Origin of the sequence: Paraburkholderia elongata (assembly GCF_013177735.1) — a bacterium.
Lineage (GTDB): Bacteria > Pseudomonadota > Gammaproteobacteria > Burkholderiales > Burkholderiaceae > Paraburkholderia > Paraburkholderia elongata.
This window is the reverse complement of sequence record NZ_WOEZ01000072.1, coordinates 1-15807: the sequence shown is the minus strand read 5'-3', so window position 1 is coordinate 15807 and position 15807 is coordinate 1. Positions and strand designations below refer to the sequence as shown.

Sequence of the window (15807 nt, the reverse complement as noted above, 5' to 3'; positions counted from 1 at the left end):
TTCCTGGCACGGCGCGAATCGTACTTAATACATGACCGCTTCCGAATAAGCTTCATGCGAGTTGGGAAATATTTTCGGGACGGGGTAGTGCTATCTTCGAACCTGGATGGCGATCTACGTGCGCGAGGCCGGCTTTGGCGCGACCCCATGCGTAACGCGCGCCCGGTCCGCACTGTCTTTCGGATTCGCCATGACAACGCAAACCATCCGCTTTTATCACCAGGGGTCCGTCCGTGAGGTCGCGGGCGTCCCGGCGTCACGCACCGTGCTTCAGCACCTGCGCGAGGATTTGCATTGCACGGGCACCAAGGAAGGCTGCGCGGAAGGCGACTGCGGCGCCTGCACGGTTGTCATCGGTGAACTGGATGCACAAGGCGGGCTCGCGCTGAAAGCGGTCAATGCCTGTATTCAGTTCCTGCCGACGCTGGACGGCAAAGCCCTCTTCACCGTCGAAGACCTGCGCGCCGCCGACGGCGCCCTGCACCCCGTGCAACAGGCCATGGTCGATTGCCACGGCTCGCAGTGCGGCTTCTGCACCCCCGGCTTCGTGATGTCGATGTGGGCGCTTTACGAAAACCAGCCGGCCGCCGCGGGCCTCCCCACCCGCGATGAAATCAACGCCGCACTGTCCGGCAATCTGTGCCGTTGCACCGGCTACCGGCCGATTGTCGACGCGTCGCAGAAGATGTTCGACTACCCGCAATACCCGCGCGTGACGTTGGACCGCAAGGCGGTCGCCGACAAGCTGCGCGAAATCCAACGCCGCGACACCTTCGAGTACAGCGCGCCCGATACGCGCGGCGCCGCGTTCGGCTCACCCACCTTCTACGCGCCGGTCACGCTCGATGCGTTCGCCAAACTACGCGCGGAGCATCCCCATGCGCGCCTCCTCGCCGGCAGCACCGACGTCGGCCTGTGGGTCACCAAGCAGTTCCGCGATCTCGGCGACATTCTGTATATCGGCAACGTCGCCGAATTGAAGGCGATCGAACGCGATGCGCAAATGCTGACAATCGGCGCCGCCGTCACGCTCGAAGACGCCTACGCCGCGCTCGCCGTCGATTATCCGGAACTGGCCGAGATGTGGACGCGCTTCGCGTCGCTGCCGATCCGCAATGCCGGCACGCTCGGCGGCAACGTCGCGAACGGCTCGCCGATCGGCGATTCGATGCCGGCGCTGCTCGCGCTCGACACCGAAGTCGTGCTGCGGCACGGCGCTAAAATCCGCACGCTGAAGCTCGACGCGTTCTACCTCGGTTATCAGAAAACTGCGCTCGCGGCTGGCGAATTCGTCGCGGCGCTGCGCGTGCCGCGTCCGGCTCGCGATCTGCGGTTCCGCACGTATAAAGTGTCGAAGCGCTACGATCAGGACATCTCCGCGGTGTGCGCCGCGTTCGCGCTGCACATCGGCGAAAACGGCGTGATCACGGATGCCCGTATCGCATTCGGCGGCATGGCCGCGACACCGAAACGCGCCGCACAAACCGAGGCCGTGCTGAACGGCGCAACATGGAACGAAAGCACCGCGCGGCAAGCGATGAACGCACTCGTCGCCGATTACCAGCCGCTCACCGACATGCGCGCCTCGAGCGCCTATCGACTGAAGGTGGCGCGCAACCTGCTGTGGCGCTTCCACCTCGAAACGCGCGATGATGCGCCGCTCGCCCTTTTCGACGTGAATGCGTTCGCGTTCGAATCCGGCGTGCCGGACGCGACTGTCGCGAAGGAGTCGTCGTGATGAACCGGACTGATGCTTTCGTCGAACATGCTGAAAAGCACGCCGCCGCTCAGGAGAGCGAGACGGCGATCGGCGTCTCGTTGCCGCACGAATCCGCCACGCTGCATGTGAGCGGCGAAGCCACCTACACCGACGACGTCCCCGAATTGCAAGGCACGCTGCACGCGGCGCTTGGACTCTCGCGGCACGCGCACGCGCGGATCGTGTCGCTCGATCTGGAGGCCGTCAGAAAAGCGCCTGGTGTCATCGCCGTGCTGACCGCCGCGGATATCCCAGCCGAGAACAATTGCGGGCCTGTGTTGCACGACGATCCGATTCTCGCTGTAGACGAAGTGCTGTATCTCGGCCAACCGGTATTCGCGGTGATCGCCGAGAGTCATGACCTCGCGCGCCGCGCCGCAGCGCTGGCCAAAAGCGATGACGTCGTGCGATATGAACCGCTCGAAGTCGTCCTCACGCCCGCCGAAGCGAAAGCCAATAAGCAGTTCGTCCTGCCGCCGCTGCATCTGAAGCGCGGCGAACCCGAAGCGAAAATCGCCGCTGCGCCGCATAAAATCCGTGGCACGTTCGAAGTCGGCGGCCAGGAACAGTTTTATCTCGAAGGCCAGGTCGCGTACGCCGTGCCGAAGGAAATGGACGGCATGCTCGTCTACAGTTCGACGCAGCATCCGAGCGAAATGCAACAGGTCGTCGCGCATATGCTCGGCTGGCCGGCGCACAACGTCGTGTGCGAATGCCGGCGGATGGGTGGCGGCTTCGGCGGCAAGGAATCGCAATCGGCGGTGTTCGCGTGCGTGGCCTCGCTGGCGGCGAAGCTGCTGCGCCGCCCGGTCAAACTACGTGCCGATCGTGACGACGATTTCATGATCACCGGCAAGCGCCACGACGCGGTCTACGAATACGAAGCAGGCTTCGACGATAGCGGCCGCATTCTCGGCGCGCGCGTTGAAATTGCCTTACGAGCAGGCTATTCCGCCGACCTTTCGGGCGCGGTCGCGACACGTGCCGTCTGTCACTTCGACAACGCGTACTACCTGTCCGACGTCGACATTGTCGCGCTGTGCTGCAAGACGAATACGCAATCGAACACTGCGTTTCGCGGCTTCGGCGGTCCGCAAGGCGCGCTGGTGATGGAAGTGATGCTCGACAGCATCGCGCGTCAGTTGCACTGCGACCCGCTCGATGTGCGGCTCGCCAACTACTATGGCATCGGCGAACGCGACACGACGCCCTACGGACAACGCGTCGAAGACAACATCATCGCGCCGCTGACCGACGCGTTGCTGAAAACTAGCGACTACCGCGCGCGCCGCGAAGCGATGGCCGCGTTCAATGAAAAAAGTCCGGTGCTCAAACGCGGCATCGCATTCTCGCCGGTGAAGTTCGGCATCTCGTTCAACGTGCCGTTTCTGAATCAGGCCGGCGCGCTGGTGCATGTGTACAAAGACGGTTCGGTGCTCGTCAATCACGGCGGCACCGAAATGGGCCAGGGGTTGAATACGAAGGTCGCGCAGGTTGTCGCGAACCAGTTCGGCTTGCCGCTTTCGCGCGTGCGCGTGACGGCGACCGATACGTCGAAGATCGCCAACACCTCGGCGACCGCAGCGTCCACCGGCAGCGATCTGAACGGCAAAGCCGCCGAAGCCGCCGCGCGAACCATTCGGAACAGGCTCGCCGAACTTGCCGCGAAGCAGCTCGGCGGTACCGGCGGCGCCGTGGAATTCGCCAACGGTGAAGTGTCGGCGAACGGCGGTGCGATGCCGTTTGAGCAATTGGTCGCCGCAGCGTATCTGGCGCGCGTGCAGTTGTGGTCGGACGGTTTCTATACGACGCCGAAAGTGCATTGGGATGCGCAAACGCTGACCGGTCATCCGTTTTATTACTTTGCGTACGGCGCGGCGGTGTCCGAAGTGGTGATCGACACGCTGACCGGCGAATGGAAACTGGTGCGCGCGGACGTGTTGCACGACGCCGGTCAATCGATCAATCCGGCAATCGATATCGGCCAGGTGGAAGGCGGCTTCATTCAGGGCATGGGCTGGCTCACCACGGAAGAACTGTGGTGGAACCGGGATGGCCGCCTGATGACGCACGCGCCGTCGACGTACAAGATTCCCGCCGTCAGCGATACACCCGCGGCGTTCAACGTGCAGCTTTATCAGAATCTGAACGCCGAGCCGACCGTGTTTCATTCGAAGGCCGTAGGCGAACCGCCTCTGCTGCTGCCGTTCTCGGTGTTCCTCGCGATTCGTGACGCGATCGCGGCTGCGGTGCCGGGTGCGGAAAACGCGCCGCCGTTGCGCGCGCCGGCGACGCCTGAAGCGATTCTCGACGCGCTGGACGCGTTGCAATCGCCTGGGACGACGACGCAGCCCACAACCGAACAACCGGCGGAACAAGCAACGGAAGCGGCAGTCACGGTGACAACCGCAACCACGCCGGTTTAGCAACCTGACGCAACTTTAAGCAACTTCAAGCCAAGGCCCGACGCGACACAAACGCGTCCCGCCACGCTCAACCGGCCGCACGGACACCCCGCGCGGCCACGTATGGAGAACCGCCGGATGCAAGCCTGGCTACCTGACCTGCAACAACTGCTCACGCATGGCGACGCCGCCGTGCTGGTGACGGTCGCACGCGTCGAAGGTTCGGCGCCCCGCGAAGCCGGCACCAAGATGATCGTCACGCGCGAATCGGCCAAGCACACGATCGGCGGCGGACATCTCGAATGGAAGGCCATCGAGACCGCGCGCCAGGTGCTGCGCGACGGCATGCGCTCGCCGCATATGCGCCGCCTCGAACGCTTCGCGCTTGGGCCCAGTCTCGGCCAATGCTGCGGCGGCGCGGTGATTCTCGCCTTTGAGCGCCTCGACATCGGCGACCTCGGCTGGATCACGTCGCTCGCGAAACGCGTGGCCGCGGGCCAATCGACGGTGCGTAGCGTATCATTCGGCCCCGCACCGGATGCGGTGATGCTGTCCGACCCCGAGCCGGGTGTCGATGCCGCCGACTGCCTGCTATGGGACGGCGCCGGTTTCGACGACAGCGGCGCGCTGCTCACCGAAACCATCGCGCCAGGCGACTTCCAGGTCGTGCTGTTCGGCGCCGGTCACGTAGGCGCGGCGCTGGTTCGCGTGCTGGCCACGCTGCCTTGCACGGTACGCTGGGTCGACGAGCGCGACGCGCAGTTTCCGCCCGCGGAAACACTGCATGCGCCGAACGTGAAGATCGATCCCAACGACGCACCCGACGAAGCCATCGACCAGGCCGCGCCGCACACGTACTTCATCGTGATGACGCACAACCATGCGCGCGATCTCGAGTTGGCCGAGCGCATTCTGCGGCGCGGCGATTTCGCATTCTTCGGCATGATCGGCTCGCACACCAAGCGCAAGCAGTTCGAACATCGGCTGGCCGCGCGCGGCATCGATCCGTCGCGGATTGCGCGGATGAAGTGCCCGCTCGGCGTCGACGGTATCGTCGACAAGTCGCCGGAGATCATCGCGATCTCGGCGGCTGCCCAGGTGTTGCAGGCCGTGGAGGCGAATGCGGGCGCGCATGCGGCGCAGACGGTCTGATTTGCAGCACAATCGAGCTGCCGCCCCAAAGCGCTTGCATCCTGTCCTGCATCCCGCATCCGGCGCGAACCGACTCCAACGAACTCCTGACCGACCATGAATACAACAACCGCTACCCCTACGACGCTTGTCGAGAAAACCGCTCGCGCACCGAAGGCCGAGTTGCACATCCATATCGAAGGCTCGCTCGAACCCGAGCTGATCTTCGCGCTCGCCGAACGCAACGGCGTGAAGCTTGCGTACGACTCGATCGAAGCCTTGCGCGCCGCGTATGCGTTCACCGACCTGCAATCGTTCCTCGACATCTATTACGCCGGCGCGAGCGTGCTGCTGCACGAGCAGGACTTCTACGACATGACGACGGCGTATGTCGAGCGCTGCCTCGCCGACAACGTGATCCACAGCGAAATCTTCTTCGATCCGCAGACGCATACGGAACGTGGCGTGCCGATCGCGACCGTCGTGGCCGGTATCGAACGCGCGCTCGCCGATGCGGAAAAGCGCGGCATGTCGAGCAAACTGATTCTGTGCTTCCTGCGCCATCTGTCTGAAGAAGACGCGCTCGCCACGTTTGAAGAAGCACGGCCGTTGTTCGAGCAATACAAGCATCGCCTGATCGGCGTGGGTCTCGATTCGTCCGAACGTGGCCACCCGCCGTCAAAGTTCGAACGCGTCTTCGCCCAAGCACGTGCGCTCGGTCTGAAGCTGGTCGCGCATGCGGGCGAAGAAGGCCCGCCGTCGTATATCTATGAGGCGCTCGATCTGCTGAAAGTGGACCGCGTCGACCACGGCGTGCGCAGCATCGAAGATCCGGCGCTGGTCACGCGCCTCGCCGATACGCGCGTCGCGCTGACCGTGTGCCCGCTGTCGAACCTCAAGCTCTGCGTGTTCGACGACATGACCAAACACACGCTGAAGGACCTGCTCGATCGCGGCGTCGCCGTCACGGTGAATTCCGACGATCCGGCTTATTTCGGCGGCTACGTGAACGCCAACTATTTCGCCACCATCGACGCGTTGAAGCTCAACGATGCCGAGGTCTACACGATCATCCGCAACAGCTTCGAAGCGTCGTTCGTCACGCCCGAGCAACGCAGCGAACTGATCGCGAAGCTCGACGCGCACTGGCACCCAGGCGGCCCGCACTGACGGGCCAATGAATAGCAGCCGGCGGCGGCACGGGTTCGTTTCAGCGCCCGAATAAAACCGTCGTCCGCGCTGCTTAGCTCCTCACAATTACGGAGACGGTTTTTCATGACTCAATCGGCACAATCAGCCAAACCCGCCAAACCCGCCAAACCCGCCAAACCCGCCCAATCAGCATTCCGCGCGCAACTGCTGACCTTCAACGGCGATCCCGCGCAATCGCCCAACGCGGCGGTTTTCAACGAGGACAGCTTGCTGATCGTCGAAGACGGCCATGTCGTCGCAGCGGGCGCGTATGCCGCGCTTGCGTCGCAACTCGCGCCGGGCACCCAGGTGCAGGAGATGCGCGACAAGCTGATCGTGCCGGGCTTCATCGATACGCACATTCACTATCCGCAAACCGACATGATCGCGTCGCCGGCGCCGGGGCTCTTGCCCTGGCTCGACACGTACACGTTCCCGACCGAGCGCCGCTTCACCGATCCGGCGTATGCGCGCGATACGGCGAGCTTCTTCGTCGAAGAACTGCTGGCTTGCGGCACGACCACCGCGCTCGTGTATTGCACGGTCCACAAGGAATCGGCCGACGCCCTCTTCACGGAAAGCGAAGCACGCAATCTGCGCATGGTGGCCGGCAAGGTGCTGATGGACCGCAACTGCCCAGAATTCCTGCGCGACACCGCGCAATCGGGCTATGACGACAGCGCCGAGTTGATCGGCCGCTGGCACAACCGTGGCCGCCAGATGTATGCACTCACGCCGCGTTTCGCGCCGACCTCGACCGAAGCGCAACTCGAAGCGTGCGGCGTGCTGGCGGGCAAGCATCCGGACATCTTCATCCAGAGCCACGTCGCCGAGAATACCGACGAGGTGAAATGGGTCGCCGATCTGTTCCCGGGGCACCGCAGCTACTTGGACATCTACGATCACTACGGCCTGCTGCGCCGCCGCGCCGTGTACGGCCATTGCATCTACCTCGACGAGGAAGACCGCAAACGCATGGCGCAAACCGGCACGGTCGCCTCGCACTGCCCGACCTCGAACCTGTTCCTCGGCAGCGGCCTGTTCGACTTCGACAAGGCCGACGAAGCCGGCATGCCGATCGCGCTGGCGACGGACGTCGGTGGCGGCACCTCGTTCTCGATGCTGCAAACCATGAACGAAGCGCACAAGGTTGCGCGCCTGACCGGTCATCATCTGACGGCCACCCGCATGTTCTATCTGGCCACTGCGGGTGCGGCGGAAGCACTCGATCTGGCCGACAAGGTCGGCACGTTGAAGCCGAAGTCGGAAGCCGACTTCGTCGTGCTCGATCCGCAAGCCACGCCGCTGCTCGCGCGCCGTACCGCACGCACCGAATCGCTCGAAGAACTGCTGTTCGCGTTCGCGCTGCTCGGCGACGACCGTGCGATCTACGAAACGTATGCCGCGGGCAAGCGCGTGCATCGTCGCGATGACGTGCGTCAGCATGCGCCGCGTACTGCGAAAATCGCGGCCTGACCGGATTCCTGAATAGAGTCCCAACTGATTCAGACGGTTGAATAAAAAACGGCGCTTCTTGCAGGAAGCGCCGTTTTTATTTGCTCGTGCCGTGCTGCTCGATCAACGGTGGGTGCACACGTGGTGCAACGCATTCAGACGGCGCACCGGATCGGCGACATAGGGATTCGATTCATCCCACGCGTAACCCGCCAGCACCGCGCTGATCATGCGACGAATCGACGGCGTCTGGTCCGGATAGAAAATGATGTCCTGCAGCTCGCCCGTGTACCAGCGCTCGACGAAGGCACGGAACGTATCGATCCCCTTGCGCAACGGCACGTCATAAGCAGCCGACCAGTCGACCTGCTCGCCATCCAGTTGCCGGTTCAACGTCTGCACCGCGAGATGCGCGGAACGCAGCGCAATCGTCACGCCGGATGAGAACACCGGATCGAGAAATTCGCCCGCATTGCCGAGCAATGCATAGCCCGGTCCATGCAAACGCTCGACATTCGCCGCGTAGCCGCCAATGTGACGCACCGGCATCAGGAACGGCGCGTTGCCGATCAATGGACCGAGTGTCGGCTCCTGCTGGATCAGCGCGCGCAGTTTCGCGTCGCGCTCAGCTTCCGGCACATCGAGGAAACTGGCCTCGGCGACGCAACCCACCGAGGAGCGGCCACCCGCCAGCGGAATCATCCAGAACCACACGTCGCGGCGCTCCGGGTGGGTCGCCACGCAGATTTTGTTGCGGTCGGTCGCGCCGGCCGGAATGCCGTCCTGCACATGCGAGAAGATCGCCGCCCGTGTCGGCATGTGCGTGGGCGCCTCGAGATTCAGCAAGCGCGGCAGCACGCGGCCGAAGCCGCTCGCGTCGAACACGAAATGAGCTTCGACTTCATATGCGTTGTCCGCTTCGTCGATCACGTCGAGCACCGGCTTGTTGCCGTTCAAGCCTGGATGCATCGCGCGGACCGTATGGCCGAAGCGCACGTCGGCGCCCTGCTCCGCCGCGCAGCGAATCAGAATATCGTCGAACACCGCGCGCTCGACCTGGTACGTGGTCCCCCAGCCCGGCGAATGCTTGTCGCGGAAGTCGAACGCCGACGACTGGCCGCGGTGAATGAAATGCGCGCCGTTCTTGTACTGGAATCCGGCTTCGACCACCGCCTGCAGCATGCCCGCCTCTTCGAGGTAGGCCATGCTTTGCGGCAGCAGACTTTCACCGATCGAAAAGCGCGGGAAATGCTGGCGCTCCAGCACCAGCACCGAGCGGCCCGCCCGGCGCAATAGCGCCGCCGCGACCGCACCTGCCGGACCTGCGCCGATGATCGCCACGTCGACGGTCGTGCGCTTTGACGAATGTGTACTCAAGGTTGCCTCAATCGTTTGCTTGCTTGGAACAGCGTTACGCTGCATCCTTACGTCTTGTTACAATTACGCTACGCAGCAAGAACAATATTTCGTCGGGGAGCCCAGCGTGTCGCCATCCGAAACATCCAGTGTGCCTTTCGTGCCGGAAACGGCCTTCGGGTTCTGGTTCCTGCGTACCTATACGTGGGAACATCATGTTCTGCGGGTCGCGATCAACGACCTCAAACGCCTGATCGACGCGCCGTTGCCTGCCGCGCCGGTTATCGTCGACGTCGGCTGCGGGCAAGGCATTTCGTTCCGCCTGCTCGCCGAGGCGTTCAAGCCGCGCCGCATTGTCGGTGTCGATTTTCACGAACCATCGCTGACGCTTGCCGCCAATGCAGCCTACGCCTGCCGCGACAAGCTCGCCGATATCGAAGTGCTGCACGGTGACTGCGCGCAACTGCCACTGCCCGATGCCAGCGCCGACATCGTGTTCTGCCATCAAACCTTCCACCACCTCGTCGAGCAGGACCGCGCGCTCGCCGAGTTCCGCCGCGTGCTCAAACCAGGCGGCATCCTGCTGTTCGCCGAATCCACCGACGCGTACATCAAATCGTGGGCGATCCGGCTGCTGTTTCGCCATCCTATGCACGTGCAGAAAAGCGCCGACGGGTACCTCGACATGATCCGCCGCGGCGGTTTCCGCTTCGATCAGCGCAACGTCTCGCTGCCGTATCTCTGGTGGAGCCGCGCGAAAGACTTCGGCCTGCTCGAACGCCTCGGCCTGTACCGCCCGCAGCCTGGCAAGCGTCGTGAAACGCTGGTCAATGTCGCGGCGATCAAGGCGGTGAGTTCTATTTCCAACCCGGCTTAGTCCGCTTCCAGCACGACGAGCTGGCCGCTCACCGCGATTGCGGCAGCGCTGGGGCTCACGCCGCAGGTGAAGTCGGTCGACGAGTTGCTCTCGGTGCTATGAAAGCGCGTCGATACATCGATCACGGCGTTGGCGTTGCGTTCGTGGGCTGCCGCGCGCAGCTTCTGCACGGCTTCGGCAAGCGCTTCATGGCATGCATCCTCAGGGCTCGACACCTTGCGCGCGATCCGCACCGAGTAGGACACGTCGCCCAATTTGGCCGTCACCGCGGGGTGGTTCTGCTGGCCGAAATACACCGGCACGCCGCCGCGCGACTGGCCGCCGGCCGCCGCGAGCGGCAGCGACTTCACGTCCGTGGCGCATCCCGCCTGCGTCAGCACCACCACCGCCAGCGCACCCAGTACAAAACGTTTTTTCATTTTTATTGCCCTCGGTTTTTTAAATGACGGCCGTTTCAACCGCCCTGCCACACTTCAAACATCAGGCTTGCGCAACTGCCGCCGAACCCGAATGAAATCGACATCGCCGTACCGATGCGCGCGTCACGCGTCGTGCGCACGAGCGGCATGCCGTCGACGCCCGGCTCCGGCGTTTCGATACCCGCCGTCCCCGCGATGAAACCGTCACGCATCATCAGCAACGAGTAGATCGCCTCGTGCGCGCCGCATGCGCCGAGCGGATGCCCGGTCATGCCTTTCGTCGACGAGAACGCGGGGACTTCGCCACCGAATACTTCAATTAATGCACGCAGTTCCTCGACATCGCCAAGCGGCGTCGACGGTGCGTGTGTGTTGATGTACTCCGGACGCTTGCCCGCTTCGCCAAGCGCGCCGCGCATTGCTCGCGCGATGCCGGCCGCACGCGGCGTGACCATGCCGGCGGCGTCCGTGCAGTCGCCGAAACCGATCAGCTCGGCGTAAATACGGGCCCCGCGCGCCAATGCGTGATCGAGCGCTTCGAGCACCAGCACGCCGCCGCCCGAAGCGATCACGAAGCCGTCGCGCGCCGTATCGTAGGGACGCGAAGCGCGCTGCGGCGCGTCGTTAAAGCTGCGCGACAACGCCCCCATCGAGTCGAACAACAGCGTCGTGTTGTCGTGCAGCGACTCGCTGCCGCCGGCCAGCACGATCTGCTGGCGGCCCGTCTGGATCAGCTGCATCGCCTGGCCGATGGCGAGCGCCGACGTCGTGCATGCCGACGACGGCGAATAGCTCACGCCTTCGAGTCCGAACACCTGCGCGACATTGGCCGACGCGGTGCTGCTCATCGCATGCGGCACCGTGTACGGCGGCACTTTGTCGACGCCGCGGGCATTTGCAATCGAGATCGCCACGTCGTAACTCGACAACGTGCCGACGCCCGAACCGATCACCGTACCGGCGCACGGCGAGCGCAACGCGGCGGGGTCGAGCCCGGCATCGTCGATCGCTTTCTTCGCGGCGTGGCACGCAAAGCGCGCGGTGTCGCCCATGAAGCGCTCGAGCTTGCGCGCGAACGGCGGCTCCTGCGCGACCGACGCAACGCCCGCCACCTGCGATGCGAAACCGCGCTCACGCCACGCGTCGATCCGCTCGATGCGCGAGCGGCCCGCGCGCAACGCGGCGGACACTTCGTCGAGCGTATTGCCGAGGCACGACACGATCCCCATGCCGGTGACGACCACGCGTTGCAGCGCCATGCTCATCGAACTCGCCTGAAAATCAGCGACGTGTTGATGCCGCCGAATGCGAAGTTGTTGCTCATCACATGTTCGGCGTCGATCTCACGGCCCGTGCCGACGATGTAATCGAGCGGCGCGCAGGCCGGATCGACATTCTCCAGGTTCAACGTCGGCGCGAACCAGTTGCGCTTCATCATCTCGATGGTCCACCACGCTTCCAGCGCGCCGCACGCACCGAGCGTATGGCCGACATGGCTCTTGAGCGAACTGATCGGCATGCGTGCGCCGAAGGTCTGCGCAGTCGCATGGCTTTCGGCGATGTCGCCACGGTCGGTCGACGTGCCGTGCGCGTTCACATAGGCGATCGCTTCCGGCGGCAGTTGCGCATCCCTGAGTGCGAGCTGCATGGCAAGCGCCATGGTTTCGGCGGTCGGCTGGGTCATGTGCGCGCCGTCCGAATTGCAGCCGAAGCCGACGATCTCCGCGTGAATCCGCGCGCCGCGCGCCACCGCGTGTTCGTATTCTTCGAGCACCAGCGTCGCCGCGCCTTCGCCGACCACGAGGCCGTCGCGCGCGGCGTCGAATGGACGCGGCGTGAGATGCGGCTCGTCGTTGCGCGTGCTGGTCGCATACAACGTGTCGAACACGGCGACCGCCGGGCCCGAGAGTTCTTCCGCGCCGCCCGCCAGCATCAGCGTCTGCTTGCCGGCCTGGATGGCTTCATACGCGTAACCGATCGCCTGACTGCCCGACGCGCACGCACACGAGGTCGGGATGATCCGCCCTTTCAGATCCCAGAACAGGCTGACGTTGACCGCCGTGGTGTGCGGCATCATCTGCACGTAGCTGTTCGACGTGACGTCGCTCATCGAGCCGGTTTGGAGCATCGTGCCGAACGCACGAATCGGCTGCACCGAGCCCGACGACGAACCGTAGGCGACGCCCATGCGGCCGTCCTTGATGAGTGCGTCATCGGCGAGGCCCGCGTCGGCGAGCGCCAGTTCGCTCGCGCGCACCGAGTACATCGACACCGGGCCCATCGAACGGGTTTTCTTGCGCGGATAATGCGCAGGCGCTGTGAAGCCCGGCAACGGACACGCGAGCCGCGTATGCAGCGACTCGAAGTAGTCCCACTCGGGCATCCGGCGCACCGCGTTCACACCACGCTTCAGGCGTGCTTCGATTTCGTCCCAGCTATCGCCGAACGCCGTGACGCCCCCCATGCCGGTAATGACGACGCGCTTCATCACACCATCCCACCATTGACGCCGATCACCTGACGTGTGACGTACGAGGCCGCATCCGACATCAGGAAGCTGACCACGGACGCCACTTCGGCAGGCTGGCCGACGCGGTTCATCGGCACCGTCTTCAACGCGTGCTCGAGCGGCATCTCGTCGAGCATGCCGGTTTCGATCAAGCCCGGCGCCACGCAATTGACGGTGATGTTGCGCGTCGCCAGTTCGACCGCGAGCGCCTTGGTCGCGCCGATCAGGCCGGCCTTCGCCGCGCTGTAGTTGACCTGACCGCGATTGCCCATCACGCCGGAGACCGACGAGATCGTGACAATGCGCCCGCCCTTCTTCGCCCGCACCATCGGCATGGTCAACGGATGGACGACGTTGTAGAAGGAGTCGAGACCGGTTTCGATCACGATGTCCCAGTCTTCCTCGGTGAGCGCGGGGAACGCGGCGTCGCGGGTCACGCCCGCGCTGCACACGATGCCGTAGTACGGGCCATGTGCCGCGACATCCGCTTCGAGCACTTCGCGGCACACGGCGCGCTCGCGCACGTCGAATTGCAGCACGCGCGCCGTGCCGCCTTGTGCGGCGATGCCCGTTGCGACTGCTTCGGCTTCGGTGCGGCCCGTGCGGCAATGCACGGACACCGCGAAGCCGTCGGCGGCCAACTGATACGCAATCGCACGGCCGATGCCGCGGCTTGCGCCGGTAACGAGAACACGCCGGCTCATGAACTGAAACTCCCTTCGATGAATGACTGAAAATCGCGCGGCTGAAAGACCTTGATGACCGCCTCGGCGCAGCACACGTCGCCGTGATGGATCGTGCACTCGTACGCGCTGTGGCCTTCTTCGCTGCGCAGTAATTCTGTTGCGTGGATCAGCAGCTGAGCGCCGCCGGCGAACGACGGTTGCAAAGCTTTATAGCTGCGCGAGCCGAGCAGTACGCCGGGACGCGCTCTGCCGCCGCCACGCATGGCCAGCAGCGCGACGTGCGCCGCGATGGTCTGCGCCATCAACTCGATGCCGATCCATGCGGGCATCGCGCCGTCGGCGTCGGCATACCAGGCGTCGGCGTGTACGGTTGCTCGCGCGCTCAGTGCGTCTTCGCTGAAGGTGTTCACGGCATCGATCAGCAGCATCGTGCCGCGATGCGGGATGATCGCTTCGATCGGTTGCAGGACGAGATCCTGAGTGGAGGGCGTCTGGCTCATTGTGTGGGTCATCACGCGTGTCACCGTCCAAGGATCAGGCTGACATTGCTGCCGCCGAACGCAAACGAATTGCTCATCACGTACTGCGGCCCAGCGCCTCGCGGCAGAAAGCGTTCGCTTTCGACCAGATCCAGCGCTGGCAAAGCGGGATCGGCCTGGCCGTCCCACAGGTGACGCGGCAACGGCACGGGCAGTGGCACATTCTCGCGTGCCAGCGTCAGCCACGCGAAGGCGAGTTCGGTTGCGCCCGCCGCGCCGAGTTGGTGACCCGTCAGCGGCTTGGTGCCGCTCGTCGCCACGCCGTCGGGAAAGACACGCGCCATCAGCTTCGCTTCCATGTCGTCGTTCTTGCGCGTGGCGGTGGCATGCAGATTTACATAGCCGATCGCCGACGATGCAACGCCCGCATCGGCTAGCGCCGCGCGCAATGCGAGTTCGCCGCCCACACCTAGCGGGTCGGGTGAGGAAATATGATGCGCGTCGCTCGATTCGCCGATGCCCGCGAGCCGTACTTCCGCTTCGTCGCGGCTCATCAGGAACACGGCGGCGCCTTCGCCGACGTTGATCCCGCAACGATTGCGGCTCATCGGATTGGCGCGCACGCCGCTGGTCGATTCGAGTGCCGCGAAACCCTGCACCGTCAGCTCGCACAGCGAATCGACGCCACCCACCACCACCGCATCGCAGAGTCGTAGTTGCAACAGCCGCTGCGCCGACGCAAAGGCCTTCGCGCTCGAGGTGCAAGCGGTCGAGATCGTAAATGCCGGGCCCTGCACGCCGAGCGCGGCGGCGGCAAACGGCGCGGCGGTGCCGATCTCCATCTGCCGGTAGTTGAAGTTGGTAGGCAGGTTGCCCGCTTGTGCCTGGTAGACGAAAGCGGCTTCGGCCGCTTCGATGCCCGACGTGCTGGTGCCGAGCACCACGCCGATCCGATGCGCGCCATAACGCTCGCGCGCCGCTTCGACCGCGGGCGCGATTTGCGCCAACGCGGCCAGCAACAAGCGGTTATTGCGGCAGTCATAACGCGCGAGCGCGGCCGGCGGCGCCAGATCGAGCGACGCGAGCACGCTGCCGACAAACGCTTCGCCAATGCCCGTATGCGCGTTCGCCATACCGGGTGCGTGAGCGGCGGCAAGCGCCGGGACGATTGCATCGAGGTCGCCGCCGAGCGCATTGATCATGCCGAGCGCGTGCAAATAAACTGATGGCGCCTTCATGCGGCCCTCCTTGATTCCGATGGCATGCCGATCGGCGCGAGCAGCACCGATACCGCAATGCCGAGCGCGAGCGTGGCGCCGAAGCTCTTCAGCGCGGGCATCGCACTCATGCCGAGCATGCCGAACGACAGCAGCGTGGTGGCCGCTGAGAGCAGCACGCCAGTCCACACCGCGCCGAGATCGGCGTCCGCGCGCAAGCAGCCTTCGCGCAGAAACACTGCATAGTTTGCGCCGACGCCGAGCACCAGCATCAGCGCGAGCCAGTTGAAAAGATTGAGCGGCACGTGAACGTAGCCGAACAC

Annotated in this window: 14 protein-coding genes; 6 read left to right on the top strand and 8 right to left on the bottom strand. The window is 64.4% G+C overall.

What is annotated here, in order from left to right; genetic code table 11:
* The first annotated feature begins 190 nt into the window (after positions 1-190).
* The 5 genes from xdhA (at position 191) to guaD (ending at position 7962) form a co-directional block, all read left to right on the top strand.
* Positions 191-1738: a xanthine dehydrogenase small subunit gene (gene xdhA / locus GNZ13_RS14540; protein ID WP_172165347.1), complete on the top strand. Its 1548-nt coding sequence runs from the start codon at positions 191-193 to the stop codon at positions 1736-1738.
* A complete protein-coding gene (gene xdhB / locus GNZ13_RS14535; RefSeq protein ID WP_172165344.1) occupies positions 1738-4185 on the top strand; it encodes a xanthine dehydrogenase molybdopterin binding subunit in 2448 nt (815 codons plus the stop codon). Before xdhA ends, xdhB begins: the two co-directional genes overlap by 1 nt.
* Before the next feature lie 117 nt (positions 4186-4302).
* Positions 4303-5316 carry a xanthine dehydrogenase accessory protein XdhC gene (xdhC, locus tag GNZ13_RS14530; RefSeq protein ID WP_172165341.1) on the top strand — a complete coding sequence of 338 codons (1014 nt, stop codon included), beginning with the start codon at positions 4303-4305 and terminating at the stop codon, positions 5314-5316.
* A 96-nt stretch (positions 5317-5412) separates the two neighbouring features.
* Positions 5413-6465: an adenosine deaminase gene (locus GNZ13_RS14525; RefSeq protein WP_172165338.1), complete on the top strand. Its 1053-nt coding sequence runs from the start codon at positions 5413-5415 to the stop codon at positions 6463-6465.
* Positions 6466-6570: 105 nt separating this feature from the next.
* The gene (gene guaD / locus GNZ13_RS14520) at positions 6571-7962 is read left to right on the top strand and encodes a guanine deaminase (protein ID WP_172165335.1); all 1392 of its coding nucleotides are present in this window, start codon (positions 6571-6573) and stop codon (positions 7960-7962) included.
* A gap of 102 nt (positions 7963-8064) precedes the next feature.
* Here the strand turns inward: guaD and GNZ13_RS14515 are convergent, their stop codons facing one another.
* Positions 8065-9318 carry an NAD(P)/FAD-dependent oxidoreductase gene (locus GNZ13_RS14515; protein WP_172165332.1) on the bottom strand — a complete coding sequence of 418 codons (1254 nt, stop codon included), beginning with the start codon at positions 9316-9318 and terminating at the stop codon, positions 8065-8067.
* Positions 9319-9424: 106 nt separating this feature from the next.
* On the opposite strand from GNZ13_RS14515, the gene GNZ13_RS14510 reads away from it, so the two are divergent.
* Positions 9425-10174, top strand: a complete 750-nt coding sequence (locus tag GNZ13_RS14510) for a class I SAM-dependent methyltransferase (RefSeq protein ID WP_172165329.1) — start codon at positions 9425-9427, stop codon at positions 10172-10174.
* Here the strand turns inward: GNZ13_RS14510 and GNZ13_RS14505 are convergent.
* From GNZ13_RS14505 to GNZ13_RS14475, 7 genes are all read right to left on the bottom strand, one after another.
* Positions 10171-10593 (bottom strand): signal peptidase, encoded by a 423-nt coding sequence (locus GNZ13_RS14505; RefSeq protein ID WP_172165326.1) that lies wholly within the window; start codon positions 10591-10593, stop codon positions 10171-10173. The two genes, GNZ13_RS14510 and GNZ13_RS14505, sit on opposite strands and share 4 nt — an antisense overlap.
* A gap of 35 nt (positions 10594-10628) precedes the next feature.
* Complete coding sequence (locus GNZ13_RS14500) at positions 10629-11858, bottom strand: beta-ketoacyl synthase N-terminal-like domain-containing protein (RefSeq protein WP_172165323.1); 1230 nt, start codon at positions 11856-11858, stop codon at positions 10629-10631.
* The gene (locus tag GNZ13_RS14495) at positions 11855-13081 is read right to left on the bottom strand and encodes a beta-ketoacyl-ACP synthase (RefSeq protein WP_172165320.1); all 1227 of its coding nucleotides are present in this window, start codon (positions 13079-13081) and stop codon (positions 11855-11857) included. The genes GNZ13_RS14500 and GNZ13_RS14495 overlap by 4 nt, the downstream gene beginning before the upstream one ends.
* Positions 13081-13806 carry a 3-ketoacyl-ACP reductase FabG2 gene (locus tag GNZ13_RS14490; protein WP_172165317.1) on the bottom strand — a complete coding sequence of 242 codons (726 nt, stop codon included), beginning with the start codon at positions 13804-13806 and terminating at the stop codon, positions 13081-13083. The genes GNZ13_RS14495 and GNZ13_RS14490 overlap by 1 nt, the downstream gene beginning before the upstream one ends.
* Positions 13803-14288, bottom strand: coding sequence for a hotdog family protein (locus tag GNZ13_RS14485; protein ID WP_172165350.1), 486 nt, complete (start codon positions 14286-14288; stop codon positions 13803-13805). The genes GNZ13_RS14490 and GNZ13_RS14485 overlap by 4 nt, the downstream gene beginning before the upstream one ends.
* A 20-nt stretch (positions 14289-14308) precedes the next feature.
* Positions 14309-15505, bottom strand: coding sequence for a beta-ketoacyl-[acyl-carrier-protein] synthase family protein (locus GNZ13_RS14480; RefSeq protein WP_172165314.1), 1197 nt, complete (start codon positions 15503-15505; stop codon positions 14309-14311).
* The coding region (locus GNZ13_RS14475; protein ID WP_328807231.1) for an MMPL family transporter at positions 15502-15807 on the bottom strand (306 nt) is incomplete at its 5' end. The genes GNZ13_RS14480 and GNZ13_RS14475, both read right to left, overlap by 4 nt.

What these genes read in the sequence shown, in the direction of transcription:
- guaD (WP_172165335.1), top strand. Translation starts at nt 6,571, where the DNA reads ATGACTCAATCGGCACAATCAGCCAAACCCGCCAAACCCGCCAAACCC.
- xdhC (WP_172165341.1), top strand. Translation starts at nt 4,303, where the DNA reads ATGCAAGCCTGGCTACCTGACCTGCAACAACTGCTCACGCATGGCGAC.
- GNZ13_RS14480 (WP_172165314.1), bottom strand. Translation starts at nt 15,505, where the DNA reads ATGAAGGCGCCATCAGTTTATTTGCACGCGCTCGGCATGATCAATGCG.
- xdhB (WP_172165344.1), top strand. Translation starts at nt 1,738, where the DNA reads ATGAACCGGACTGATGCTTTCGTCGAACATGCTGAAAAGCACGCCGCC.
- xdhA (WP_172165347.1), top strand. Translation starts at nt 191, where the DNA reads ATGACAACGCAAACCATCCGCTTTTATCACCAGGGGTCCGTCCGTGAG.
- GNZ13_RS14495 (WP_172165320.1), bottom strand. Translation starts at nt 13,081, where the DNA reads ATGAAGCGCGTCGTCATTACCGGCATGGGGGGCGTCACGGCGTTCGGC.
- GNZ13_RS14490 (WP_172165317.1), bottom strand. Translation starts at nt 13,806, where the DNA reads ATGAGCCGGCGTGTTCTCGTTACCGGCGCAAGCCGCGGCATCGGCCGT.
- GNZ13_RS14485 (WP_172165350.1), bottom strand. Translation starts at nt 14,288, where the DNA reads ATGAGCCAGACGCCCTCCACTCAGGATCTCGTCCTGCAACCGATCGAA.
- GNZ13_RS14505 (WP_172165326.1), bottom strand. Translation starts at nt 10,593, where the DNA reads ATGAAAAAACGTTTTGTACTGGGTGCGCTGGCGGTGGTGGTGCTGACG.
- GNZ13_RS14500 (WP_172165323.1), bottom strand. Translation starts at nt 11,858, where the DNA reads ATGAGCATGGCGCTGCAACGCGTGGTCGTCACCGGCATGGGGATCGTG.
- GNZ13_RS14525 (WP_172165338.1), top strand. Translation starts at nt 5,413, where the DNA reads ATGAATACAACAACCGCTACCCCTACGACGCTTGTCGAGAAAACCGCT.